Source organism: Aliiroseovarius crassostreae, from assembly GCF_001307765.1.
Classification (GTDB): Bacteria; Pseudomonadota; Alphaproteobacteria; order Rhodobacterales; family Rhodobacteraceae; genus Aliiroseovarius; species Aliiroseovarius crassostreae.
Genome location: NZ_LKBA01000004.1, coordinates 33044 through 45921 on the forward strand (window position 1 = coordinate 33044; position 12878 = coordinate 45921).

The following is a 12878-nucleotide window of genomic DNA, read 5'->3' on the forward strand; positions in this document are numbered from 1 at the left end:
TCTCCTCGACACTTCCCAATCCACATGACACCAAAATAGCGGCAGGACCTGTCAAAACAGGTCTTTGCTCCGCCCATTTGCACAGGTGCATCATAGGCTGCGCTTATGGATCAATTGCAAAAAGGAATTTGTGACCAGCGCCCCCACACCGGAAACTCGAACGCATGACAGCGGGAGCAGAAACATGAAAATCGTCCGGACAGATTGCGAGCTCCAGACACCTCTGGTGGACAAGGCCCTGACAGATGCGGGGCATAGGTTGGTTCTATTGCCGGACGGGATCAGCGAAGAAGACCTGATTGCCGAGATCCGGGACGCCGATCTGCTGTTGATGTGTTATACGCCCATCACCCGCAAGGTCATCGCATCAGCCCCAAAATTGCGCGGCATCGTGAAATATGGTGTGGGGATTGACGCCATCGACATCCCGGCGGCAAATGAACACGGCGTGACCGTGGTCAATATCCCCGAATACGCAGAAGAAACCGTGGCCGAAGGTGCCTTTGCACTGCTCATCGCCCTGGCCAAGAAGCTGCCGGCGCTCAATGACCATATGAATAAAGAGGGATGGGCCTGGCCTGAACCGACATGGCTGGGCACGGATATCGCGGGAAAGACCCTGGGCATCATCGGATTGGGCAAAATCGGGCGCTCCATGGCGCGCATGGCCGGTCAGGGTTTTCGCGCCCGCGTCATTGCCTACAGCCCCCACACCCCGGAAGAAGAGATGCAGGCGATTGGCGTTAAGAAATGCGATACGCTGGACGCGCTTCTGACCGAAAGTGACTTTATCAGCATCCACAGCGTCCTGAATGACGAAACCCGTCACCTGATCGGGGAGCGCGAACTGCGGCTCATGAAACCCAGCGCCATCCTGATCAATGCGGCCCGAGGCGCCATCATCGACGAAGACGCCCTGGTGCGCGCCATGTGTGAAGGGTGGATCGCAGGGTTGGGGCTGGATGTGTTCAGCCGCGAACCCCTATCGCTGACGGATCACCCGATGAGCGCCCTGTTCTCCCTTCCCAACGTGATCCTGTCCCCCCATCTGACCTTCTATACGAAAGATGCGATGGAGCGACTGGAATGCGAAACTCTGGAACGCTGCCAAGAGCTTATCGAGGGGCGGGAAGTGTTGATAAAATCGACGGATCCACGGCTGCACATTCAGACAAAAGGCGTCACGTTCAAGGGCTGATATCAAAATGGCTGGCATCGAAACCCGGCAACTCGGGGGTCCTGCCACCTTACCGGGTCAGGGCAATTGCCCCGATCCCCACGCCAACCACAACCGCTGCCAACAGCCGTTGCCCTTTCGGCCCCTCCCCGAACCAGACCACTCCGATCAGGGCCGCAAAAATGACCGAGGTTTCCCGAAGGGCCGATACGATCCCAAGCGGTGCAATGGATTTCGCGTACAAGACCAGCCCGTAGGCCATGCCGGAAATCAGCCCTCCACTTACCCCCAACATCAGGGCGGAACGCGGCATCGCCCGCACCCGTTCCCAGCGGGTTGGAAAGACGTAGAACACGATCACCAGCTTGGCGACAAACAACCAGCCGATATAGCTGACCGCATGGCCAGACAGGCGTACCCCGACCCCATCAATCAGCGTATAGCTTGCCACAACCACTCCGATGCCCAGCGCGGCCAGCAACGCGCTGCCCGGCAAGGCTCCGGCAAAGGCAGGGCGGGAGAGGATCATGATCCCGGCAGACACGGCAAATATCCCGCCCCAGGCAAACAGGGGAAGGGTTTCACCCACCCAGACCTGTGCCCCCAACGCCACCAGAACAGGCGCAGCTCCGCGTGAAATCGGATAGATCAGGCTAAGATCCCCCAGCCGATACGCCACATTGAGCAGATAGAAATAGGCCCAATGCACCACAATCGATGCGATCATGAACGGCACCGACGCCAAGTCCGGCAAGGGTGAAAGCCCCACTATCACCAGCCCCGGCACCACATGCCCCAACGCAATGCAGCCCAGCATGATGGTTTTGTCGCCCGCGCTTTTCACCAACGCGTTCCACATTGCGTGCAAAAGCGCCGCGGACAGGACCAGAGTTGCGATAGCGGATGTCATGCCACCTCTTTGATCTCTTGCACCACGATCTCAAGCGCCTGATCCAGATCCGCCCGCGAGATGGTCAGCGGTGGGGAGAGGGTCAAAACACAACCTTGCGAGATCTTGAAGCTCAGCCCCGCGTCAAAGCAGCGATAATAGATCTGCTCTGCCAGTGCATTGCCGGGGGTCTTATCGCTACGATCCTGGACAATTTCAACCCCGAACATGAGGCCCCGCCCACGGATATCTCCGACAATGGGCACATCCCAAAGCCGCTCCTGAAGCACCGACAGCGCGTGGCGCCCCAATTCAGCAGAGCGGTCGACCAACCCTTCTTCCTCGATGATCTCAATGGTGGTGAGGGCGGCACGGGCGGTGACCGGGTTTTTCTCATGGGTGTAATGCCCGATGGCAAAATCCCCGCAGACATCCAGATCCCGCCGCGCCACGCAGGCGGCGATGGGCAGAACGCCTCCTCCGAGGCTCTTCCCCATGGTGACGATATCAGGAACAATGTCATCATGTTCGAAAGCAAACATTTTTCCGGTCTTGCCCAGCCCGGTCGGGATCTCATCCATGATCAGAAGCGCTCCGCGCGCATTACAGGCCTCGCGCACGGCCTTCCAGAACCCGGCAGGTGGCACATAGGGCACAGCGCGCATAGGTTCGGCGATCACTGCAGCCACGTCCCCTTCACGTTCCAGCACGAAATCCACCATCTTGGCGCATGCAAGTCCGCAAACATCCGGACCCGTATGGTTGTAGGGGCAGCGATAGCAGGCAAATGGCGCGACATGCTCTGCGCCGGCAAGCAGGGGGCCGGCAATATGGCTGCGGAACGTGGCCTCCCCCCCGACGCTCGCTGCACCGAACCCGGCGCCATGAAAAGCATCCCAGAAGCTTACCGTCTTGAACCGCCCCGTGGCCGCCCGTGCGATTTTCAACGCCACCTCGTTGGCATCCGATCCCCCGGTGGTAAGCAGCGTCTTCCCCAGATCCCCGGGCGCAATGGCCGCGAGTTTCTCCGCCAGTTCCACCGCCGGTTCGTTGGTAAATCGGCGCGGTGCAAACGGCAGATCATCAAGCTGGGCCTTGATCGCGGCAATCAGCTTGGGATGGCCCCATCCGATGTGATGCACGGAATTGCCATGGAAATCCATGTAACGCCGCCCATCCATATCCTCGATCCAGATCCCTTCCGCCTTGGCAATGGTGCTGACACAGGGGCTGGAAAGACTTTGGTGCAGAAACACCTCGGCGTCCCGCTCCAGCAGCGGCTCTGATTTTGGGCCAATGGACTTGCCAAGCCACGCTTTGCGGGCGTCAGACGTATTGGACTCGCCTTCAGTATGAACAATCATCGCCATATCAAACCTCTGCATCTCAAGGAAAAAAGTGAGGCCCGACACTCAGGCCTCACCAGTTACGGGAACAGTCAGGAGAAGCCTCCCCGGAACGGGAAGAACTCATTTTTCAGGCCGGTTAATTCGGCCACGGGAGCGAATAGGTTTTCACATTCGTGAAGAACTTCATGGCTTCGGTGACCCCTTCCTTGACCGCGTTTCCACTGTCTTTGATGCCGCCAAAGGGCGAGGTCTCGATGCGATATCCGGGTTGCTCCCAGATATTGCAGGTGCCCACGTCAAGCCCGTTGATATAGGCAATGGCGCGGTTCAGGTCATTGGTGCAGACACCCGAAGACAGGCCAAAATCGGTCGAGTTCGAGATCGCCATCACCTCTTCATCATTGTCCGGCACACGCACGATCGGCACGATGGGCCCGAAGGTTTCTTCCATCACCAATTCGCTGTCATGGGGCACCTTGTCGACCACAATCGGCGGCAGGAGCGCACCCTGACGGCCGGGATGATAAAGGATTTCGGCCCCCTCTTTCTCAGCCTGGAAAACACGTTTTTCAAACAGTTCGGCCGCCTGTGCGTGGATCACACAGCCAAGCTCGGTCTCGGGATCCTGCGGATCGCCAAACTTGATCTTCTTGGCTTTCTCCAGAACCATCGGCACAAACTTGTCGGCCACGCTTTCCTGCACCAGGATCCGTTTGATTGCGGTGCAACGCTGGCCTGAGTTGCCGGTGGCGCCTGCCACGGCGATCGTGGCGGCTTTCTCAAGATCGGCATCGCTCAAATCGTTGCAGACGATCAGCGGGTCATTGCCCCCCAGCTCCAGCGCCTGCCGCTTATAGCCAGCCTTCTCGGCAATCAGCTTGCCCACCGGAACACCGCCGGTGAAGGTGATGATGTCGATGTGCTCATTCACCATCATCTCTTCGCCGATATCCTTCGGCCAGCCGGTCACGATCTGGAACATCTCAGGCGGCAGGCCCGCTTCATAGAGGATATCCGCCAGTGCGATCGCCGTGAGAGGTGTCAGTTCCGTCGGCTTGCACACCATGCAGTTGTTGGTGGCAATCGACGGAGCGATCTTGTGGCTGACCATGTTCAGCGGGTGGTTGAACGGTGTGATGGCAGAAATCGCCTTCACCGGCTCGCGCTTGGTAAAGATCTTGCGATCCTTGCCGTTATGGGTCAGGTCGCAGGAAAAAATCTCTCCGTCATCCTGAAGCGACTGGGCGGCGGCAAACTGATACACGTCTTGGGCGCGTTTGGTCTCATAGATGGCATGCTGGTGGCAAATGCCCAGCTCCAGCGTCAGCCATTTGGCGAGGTATTCACGACGTTCCCCGATCAGTTCACCCGCGCGCTGCAGGATCTGGCTGCGTTCATACCGGGTCAGTTTGGATTTGTAATTCGCCGCAATTTCAAAGGCCTGACGCGCATGTTCGGCGGTGCCCGCTGGCACCGTTCCGACCACTTCATCGGTATAGGGATACTTTACCTCGATCACCTCTTTGGTAAAGACCACCTTGCCGCCGATGCGCATCCCCTCTTCACGGATCTGGATCTTGTCTTTCATGTGCGTCAGACCTTTCAATTACAGTGCAGCCGCTTCGGTTGCGTAGAAGAACGCGTCGAAGTTGCGTAGGATGGGGCGTTCGGGCAGGGCCAGAACGCGGTTGCAGATGAACGGTACTTCCTGTTCGGTCAGGCCGCCATGGCTGCGCAGCGGTTCTTTCAGCGCGGCCAGATCGTGGCGATGTTCCGAGGTGCCGATGCAGATGTTTTCACCCGACAGCATGACGATGTCGCCAATCCGGTCCGACGGCAGCTCAAAACGCGCCACCGCTTCGGCATTGGTCAGAACCAGTGTGATCCCATCGGTGGCGCGCAGCTTGGCCATGATGTCATCACGATCCGCACCTTCCGGCAGGTAGCAGGTGGCGAAAGAGCCAAGCGCACCGTGATGCACGACATAGGGGTCGGTGATCGGCAGGATCACGCGGGCTTTATCCTTGCCCAGCCACTCATCCATCAGATCCTGACAATAGACCACATTGGGCGAGCCATCGGCATGGTGCTTGGGCTTCATGCCATGATCAGCGGTGACGATAATGGCGGCGCCCAGCTCATCCAGCTCCCCAAGATAACGGTCGAACATTTCATAGAAATCGAGCGCACCCTGCTGTTCGGGGGCAAACTTGTGCTGGATATAGTCGGTGGTCGACAGATACATCACGTCCGGTTTGAATTCACGCAGCAGCTTCACACCTGCGGCAAACACAAACTCGGACAGTTCCGCTGAGTAGACCTCTGGCACCTCCATGCCCAGCCATTCCGAGGCATTGTCAATACCGTGCTCTGCCTTGGTGGTTTCACCTGATCGCTCAGATGAGAAGGCCACCGCACGGTCTTCGTCAAACTTCAGGCCAGCTCCCAACAGCGCGCGCAGTTTGTCTTTGGCGGTCACCATGGCGACACGGGCACCCGCCTCGTAGAATTGCGAGAAGATGGTCGGGGCACGCAGGAAGCGCACATCGTTCATCATCACCTCTTCACCGGTATCCGGGTCGATCAGGTAGTTGCCGCAAATGCCGTGCACAACCGGCGGACGGCCGGTGGCGATTGACAGGTTGTTGGGGTTGGTGAAAGACGGGATCACCGAATGGGCTAGACGATCCGTGCCCTCTTCGCGCATCCGCTTGAGGTTCGGCATCAAGCCCTTGCCGATAGCCACGTCCAGGTATTCCGGTTCGCACCCGTCAAGGCAGATCGCAATCGCGCAGACCTTGGGGGTGGCATAGGCGCGCCCGTTCGCAACAACAGGAGATTGGATGGTCATTCTTATGTTCCTTTATGACTTCAGGCGGCCAGTTTGGCGCGTTCTTCGAGGGCCAGCGCGGGCGGGCTTGCATCGGCAACCCCCATCACGTCCAGCGATTCCTTCGCGGCGGTCACAACCTGCCGCATGATATGTTCATCCATCTGCCCGATACAGCCGACGCGGAAACTGTCAACAACTGTCAGTTTGCCGGGGTAAATGATAAAACCCTTTTCCTTCATCAGCTCGTAGAAACGATCAAAGATGAAGCTTTTGTCATCCGGGCAGAAGAAGGTCACGATGATCGGTGACAGCCAACGATCCTTGAGCAGGGTTTCAAACCCCAGCTCACGCATGCCGGCGACCATCACATCGCGGTTGCGGGCATAGCGTCCGCCACGCCCGGCAACGCCGCCTTCTTCCTTATGGGCACGCAGCGCTTCAAGGAAGGCTGCGACGACATGGGTTGGCGGGGTAAAGCGCCATTGGCCGGTCTTGTTCATATGCGCCCACTGGGCGTGCACATCGAGGCTCAGAGAATGGCTGTTGCCCTTGGCGGCCTCAAGTTCGGTTTTGCGTGCGATGATGAACCCAAAACCGGGGACCCCTTCGATACATTTGTTGGCAGAGGACACCATGGCCTCATACCGGATATCCGCCACTTTCAGCTCAATCGCGCCAAAAGCCGACATGCTGTCGATCAGGAGCTTGCGACCGGCGGCATAGACCGCTTCGGAAATCTCTTCGACCGGGTTCAGGATACCGCTCGACGTTTCACAATGGATCGCAACCACATGGGTGATCGCCGGGTCATCCGCGAGGATCTGCGCCACCTCTTCGCCCCGCGGCGGAAGATAGTCCCCTTTGTTCAAAACAACGTGGTCGCGGCCAAGATATTCCAACGTCTGGGCCGACCGCATCCCATAGGCGCCATTGGCCAAAACCAGCGCCTTGCCATCGCGCGGGATGAACGAGGCCAGCATCGCCTCGACCGAGAAAGAGCCGGAACCCTGCATCGGTACGCAATCGAATGCATCCCCCCCTTCACCCAGCAGATCCAGCAACATGGTTCGCATTTGACGGGTCATGGCGCGGAAATCATCATCCCAGCTTCCCCAGTCCCTCAGCATGGCCTCTTTCACGGCATAAGACGTGGTCAGCGGCCCCGGTGTCAGAAGGTAGGGTTCACCCAACCGAGGGGGTTCAATTCCAGTAATGGGAGCAGTCATTTTGCATCTCCGATGTGGTCTGTCAGGAACAGCATTGCAGCAAGATGATCTATATGTGAAATTGCAATTGGCAATCGTTATATAGGCTGAGCTTATACAACGAGGCCACACCAGATCAGGGGAAAATCCGATGCGCCACAGACAATTGAAAGCCTTTCACCACGTGGCCCGTTTCGGAGGGTTTTCCCGCGCGGCTGAGGCGCTTTTTCTCACCCAACCGGCCATTTCCGAACAGGTGCGCAAGCTGGAACAGGATCACGATACGCTGCTGTTTCATCGGGAACGAAAACGCGTACGGCTGACGGAAACGGGTGAGCAGCTTTTCCTTCTGACCAAGCGATATTTTGAGGTCGAAAGCCAGATCGAGGAATATCTTTCGCAGAAAGGGGCTGCCATGGAGGGTGAACTGCGGATCCTTGCGGATTCCGCCCACCACGTCACCGAGCTTCTGGGACAGTTCAAAAAAAGATACCCCAAAACAACAATTTCCCTACGGGTGGGCAACACGGAAAAAGTTATCGAGGAACTGCGCGCCTACAATGCGGAAATCGGTGTCATCGGCAGCATCTCTCCCGGTCAGGACATAACGGTTCATGATCTGGGTGCGTCTGAAATTGTCGCCTTTGCCGCACATGAGTTGCTGTTGCCCTCTCAGGAGGCGGCCTCTCTCGAAGATCTGGCAAAATACCCGCTGGTCTTTCGCGAAAGCGGCTCAAAAACTCGACAGAAACTTGAAGAAGAAGCTCTTCGTCAGGGGATCACCTTGACCCCGGCCATCGTGGCGGAAGGGCGAGAAGCGGTGCGCGAAGTGGTCGCCTCGGGTGCCGGGGTCGGTTTTGTGTCACTTGCCGAATATGTGCATGATGCCCGGTTCAGAAAAATCAGCTTGTCCGGCGCACAAATCTCGATGAGCGAATCCCTTGTCCACCTGACCCAGCGCAGCGACGTGAAAGTCATTCGTGCTTTCATGGAAATTGCACGAAAATCGCACCCCTGACAAAAGCCAAAAAAGCTCCGCCACACGAGGGTGTGGCGGAGCTGTCCCGCGCTATCACAGGTTTCAGCGCATGCGCCAGGCCTGTGTTTTCTGCAAGATCCCGCGCGAGGCAATCAGGTGGATAATCCGCGCCGCCGCATTGGTGTAGAAGATCATCATCCCCATCGCCGCTGCTGGCGCAATATCTCCGGCATCATCCATATTCAGCACCGCAATAGAAGCGAGTGTGGTCTTGGGTGAATAGAGGAACACCACTGCCGACACCGTCGTCATCGCGTTGACAAACAGATAGATCGAGATGTCCAGCACCGCAGGCAGACAAACCGGAACGGTCACCCGTGAGAACAGCTTCAGCGTGGGCTGTTTGAGCGACGCGGACACACTTTCAAACTCGCGATCCATCTGTTTGAGCGCCGTCACCGCCGTCAGGTGTGACACGGTGTAGAAGTGTGTCACCGTGCAGATCACCAGGATCGCCATCGTGCCATAGATTGCATTCAGCGGGTTCGACGGATTGTTGAAAAAGAAGATATAAGCAAGACCCAGCACCATGCCCGGAATGGCCATGGGCAGCATCGCAAACATCTGGAACACAGCCCGCCCGATGCGAAACCCGTTTGACTTCTCAACCAGGTAGGCCCCGAAGAACACGACCGCCGTACCACAAACCGCGGTCAACAGACCCAGCTTGATCGAGTTGAAGTAAGACCCCCAGCCGCCGCCATCCATCTTGTCAAAATCGTAGTTGTTGAGGCTCAGGCTCAAATCGTAAGGCCAGAACTTGATCAACGCAGCAAACTGACACACCGCCAGCATACCGATGATAAAAAACGCAACCAGGCTGCAGTAGACAAAGAAGATCCGGTCGGTCTTGGCATCCGGGGTTGGCTGGAACGGCACCGAGCGGGCCGAAAGTGCGGCAACCTGTTTTGACTGCACCATCCGGTCGATGGCAAAAGCAAGGATCGCAGGCACGACAAGCACCACCGAGACTACGGCCCCCATTTCAAAATTCTGCTGGCCGATGACCTGTTTATAGATATCCACTGCCAGAACGTTGAACTGACCGCCAATCACCTTGGGCAGGCCGAAATCGGTGATCACGAGGTTGAACACCACGAAGGCTGCGGAAATCAGGCCATACCGCGCACCGGGAATGGTGACCGTCCAAAAGGTGCGCCACGGGGTTGAGCGCAGGCTGGTCGCGGCCTCGTAAAGGCGTCCATCCGAAATCGCAAGCGCGGTTGAAATGATCAGGAACGCGTGGGGAAAGGTGAAGAATACCGATCCGATCACGATCCCGATCGGCCCATAGATACTGGCCCCAAACAGAAATTCCTTGATCATGCCCTGGTTGCCGAACAGATAGACCAGCGCGATGCCGGGTAGAAGGGATGGCACCAGGATCGGCGCCATGGCCACCAGACGAAACACGCCTTTGAACCGCATGCAGCTTCGATTGAGCGCATAGGCAAACCAGAAGGCCAGCGTCACCGTGACAATTGTCGACACCACTGAAATCCAAAGGGAGTTCTTGATTGAATTGAACAGTGCCGGCGTCGAGAAGTAGTTGATGAAGTTATCCATCCCCGTGGATTTCATCGGGCGCAGCTGCACCCGGCGGAACGTGTTGCTGTCCAGCGTCACCCACTCGGTCGTGTCCTGCAGGGTCGATCCAACAAGGAACCGGCCCGTTTCGGATGTATTGCGGATCTGATACATCACGGGGCTGCGGAAACTGAAATCCGGGAAGAGTTTGGTGACGCCAAGGCGCCCATCCGACCCGGTGCTGAGATCAAGCTCTTCATAGGCCCCGGTGCGGGTATTCAGCGCGGCCCCGGACAGGATCGTGCCATCAAAGACACCACTGTCATCACTAACCTGGAACTCGTATTGCGAAAGCTCAAACCGATAGGTCGAAAAAGATTTCGACAGCATGGAATAAAGCGGAAAGACCAGCGTGGCGACAAGATAAAGGGCGATCACGATCATGCCGCTGCGCATCATGATATCGTCGCGGCTGACCTTGCCTTTGATCACCGGGCCTTCCGGCATGGTTGTCAGATTGGTGCTCGGGCTACTCATCACGACGCCTCCGGACGTTCAAATGCCATCAGCCGGTCTTCGGGCAGTTCGATGACCATGGTCCGACCTTCCCCCAGCCCCAGACGACGCACCGCGTTGATCGAGAAGTCGGCAATCAGTTCAGATCTTCCGAACCGTTCATTGCGCAGACGGCAGCGCCAGAAGGACCCCAGGAATTCCATCTCGTGCAGCAGCACATCAATGCAGTTGCGGTTTGGATCATCCGAGACATACCCCTCTTCATGCGGGATGACATCTTCGGGGCGAATGGCCGCGACAACGGGGGTACTGTCGGTGAATGCGTGCTCATGGCAGGCAAAGGTTTTTTCCCCCACCGACAGACGGCCACCTTTGGTGACGGAACTTTCGATCTGGTTCATCTCGCCGATAAAATCAGCCACAAACAGGTTCTTTGGCTCGCGATACACCTCGGTGGGGGAGCCAACCTGCTCGATCACACCATGGTTCATCACCACAATCCGGTCGGCCATCGCAAGGGCTTCTTCCTGATCATGGGTCACCATTACAGTGGTCACACCCAGCTTGCGCTGCAATTCGTGAATTTCGTGGCGCAGGTGGACGCGCACCTTGGCATCAAGTGCCGAAAGCGGTTCGTCCAGCAACAACAGACCCGGTTTGGTGGCAATGGCGCGCGCCAATGCAATCCGCTGCTGCTGCCCGCCCGACAGTTGCGCCGGGTATTTCTTGCCCTGGTCGGGCAGGCCCACCAGTTTCAAAAGCTCATCCACACGGACCGCAATTTCAGACTTGCTGCGGCCGGTGTTTTCCAGACCAAACGCGATGTTCTTCTCAATCGTCAGGTTGGGAAACAGCGCGTAAGACTGAAACACGATCCCGAAATCGCGCTCGGACGGGGGCAGGTTGGAAACGTCTTTTCCGTCTTGCATGACCGTGCCCTTGGTCTGCAGGTCAAGCCCTGCAATCGCACGCAGCAAGGTGGTCTTGCCACAGCCGGAGGGCCCAAGAAAACAGATGAACTCGCCTTCGTTGATATCGAGCGAGATATCCTTGAGGGCCAGGAAATTTCCGAAAGCTTTCCATAGGTTGTCGATACTGAGGTAAAGCTTGGTGGGGGCGGGAGCTTGCATCATGAGGGGGATCCTTACAACAACGCCAACCGCCAGCCCGACCGGGCATTGCAGCAAGCGTTGCACGCAAAATTTTGGAGTGGCGGAGTGAGATCGGGGGGCAAGCGGCCCCCCGGATCAAGCCTGCATTACTTGGCTTCGGATTTGCCGTCGTAACGCGCTTGCCATTCTTTCAGAATTGCTGCGCGGTTGTTGGCTGCATATTCGAAATCATTGTCGATCATCGCCTCCAACAGGCCTTCTGGGAAGTATTCGACCGGCTTGGCGACACCCGGATACGCCACAACAGCATAGCCCGAGTTATACATCTCGTTGGCTTCTTTGGTGACCGAGAAATCGACCAGTTTCTGTGCAGCTTCCAGATCATCGGTGCCCGCGACAATCGCAGTGGCTTCCATATCCCAGCCGACGCCTTCGCTCGGCACAATGATTTCCAGCGGCGCACCTGCAGCTTTCGACTTGGCACCGCGGAAGGCAAAGGACACACCGATCGGAATTTCGCCAGCAGCGGCCAGTTTACAGGGTTTGGAGCCGGAATGCGTGTAGCGCGCAATATTTTCATGCAGCGCATCCATGTATTTCCAACCACCTTCTTCGCCAAACAGCTGCAGCCAGCTGGACACATCAAGGAAACCGGTGCCCGAGGAATTCGGGTTGGGCATGATCACATGACCTTTATACTGAGCGTCGGTCAGATCTTTCCACGATGTCGGCGGGGTCAACCCGTTCTTCTCGGCTTCGACCGTATTGTAGCAGACCGCCGCCACCCAGGCATCCATGCCAACCCAGGCAGGCGGGTTGTCACCGTCAATGAATTTTGCGTCCAGCTTGTCCACCCCGGCAGGAGCATAGGGTTCCAGCATACCTTCGGATTTCAATAGCAGAAGCGACGTGGCCGCCAGCCCCCAGACAACATCAGCTTGCGGATTGTCACGCTCCGCCAGAAGTTTGGCGGTGATGATTCCGGTCGAGTCACGCACCCAGTTGATCTTGATATCCGGGTGGGATTTGTTGAACTTTTCAGCGTAGCGGGCAAGATCTTCCGCTTCCACCGCCGTGTAAACGGTCAGTTCCGTTTCAGCCACAGCACTTGTGGCCACCAATGCACCCGCTGCCACAGCAGCAAGAAGGGATGCCTTACGTTTCATTTCATTTCTCCTCTGTTGGTCTTTCAAACCAGGCTCTGGATTCTTCACGATCATCAGTAGCCACA

General features: G+C 57.3%; 10 protein-coding genes. 2 read left to right on the forward strand and 8 right to left on the reverse strand.

Annotation, left to right across the window (positions count from 1 at the left end; genetic code table 11):
* Positions 1–184: 184 nt before the first annotated feature.
* Complete coding sequence (locus AKJ29_RS02250) at positions 185–1198, forward strand: C-terminal binding protein (protein ID WP_055187564.1); 1014 nt, start codon at positions 185–187, stop codon at positions 1196–1198.
* Positions 1199–1247: 49 nt separating this feature from the next.
* On the opposite strand, the gene AKJ29_RS02255 is transcribed toward AKJ29_RS02250, so the two are convergent.
* From AKJ29_RS02255 to AKJ29_RS02275, 5 genes are all read right to left on the reverse strand, one after another.
* Positions 1248–2087, reverse strand: coding sequence for a DMT family transporter (locus AKJ29_RS02255; RefSeq protein WP_055187565.1), 840 nt, complete (start codon positions 2085–2087; stop codon positions 1248–1250).
* On the reverse strand, positions 2084–3436 hold the full coding sequence (gene pbfA / locus AKJ29_RS02260; protein WP_055187566.1) for a (R)-1-hydroxy-2-aminoethylphosphonate ammonia-lyase: 1353 nt from the start codon (positions 3434–3436) through the stop codon (positions 2084–2086). Before pbfA ends, AKJ29_RS02255 begins: the two co-directional genes overlap by 4 nt.
* Positions 3437–3551: 115 nt before the next feature.
* Entirely contained in the window at positions 3552–5003 is a 1452-nt protein-coding gene (gene phnY, locus AKJ29_RS02265) for a phosphonoacetaldehyde dehydrogenase (protein WP_139231446.1), read from the reverse strand.
* Positions 5004–5021: 18 nt separating this feature from the next.
* The gene (gene phnA / locus AKJ29_RS02270; protein ID WP_055187567.1) at positions 5022–6266 is read right to left on the reverse strand and encodes a phosphonoacetate hydrolase; all 1245 of its coding nucleotides are present in this window, start codon (positions 6264–6266) and stop codon (positions 5022–5024) included.
* Between the two features lie 20 nt (positions 6267–6286).
* Entirely contained in the window at positions 6287–7474 is a 1188-nt protein-coding gene (locus tag AKJ29_RS02275) for a 2-aminoethylphosphonate--pyruvate transaminase (RefSeq protein WP_055187568.1), read from the reverse strand.
* Between the two features lie 130 nt (positions 7475–7604).
* Here AKJ29_RS02275 and AKJ29_RS02280 point away from each other — a divergent pair, with 130 nt between their 5' ends.
* Complete coding sequence (locus AKJ29_RS02280; RefSeq protein WP_055187569.1) at positions 7605–8471, forward strand: LysR substrate-binding domain-containing protein; 867 nt, start codon at positions 7605–7607, stop codon at positions 8469–8471.
* Positions 8472–8534: 63 nt separating this feature from the next.
* On the opposite strand, the gene AKJ29_RS02285 is transcribed toward AKJ29_RS02280, so the two are convergent.
* The 3 genes from AKJ29_RS02285 to AKJ29_RS02295 all read right to left on the reverse strand — a co-directional run bounded on the left by AKJ29_RS02285 (position 8535) and on the right by AKJ29_RS02295 (position 12813).
* Complete coding sequence (locus AKJ29_RS02285) at positions 8535–10556, reverse strand: putative 2-aminoethylphosphonate ABC transporter permease subunit (protein ID WP_082392491.1); 2022 nt, start codon at positions 10554–10556, stop codon at positions 8535–8537.
* Positions 10556–11668: a putative 2-aminoethylphosphonate ABC transporter ATP-binding protein gene (locus tag AKJ29_RS02290; RefSeq protein ID WP_139231445.1), complete on the reverse strand. Its 1113-nt coding sequence runs from the start codon at positions 11666–11668 to the stop codon at positions 10556–10558. Before AKJ29_RS02290 ends, AKJ29_RS02285 begins: the two co-directional genes overlap by 1 nt.
* Before the next feature lie 125 nt (positions 11669–11793).
* Entirely contained in the window at positions 11794–12813 is a 1020-nt protein-coding gene (locus AKJ29_RS02295; protein WP_055187571.1) for a putative 2-aminoethylphosphonate ABC transporter substrate-binding protein, read from the reverse strand.
* Positions 12814–12878: the final 65 nt, after the last annotated feature.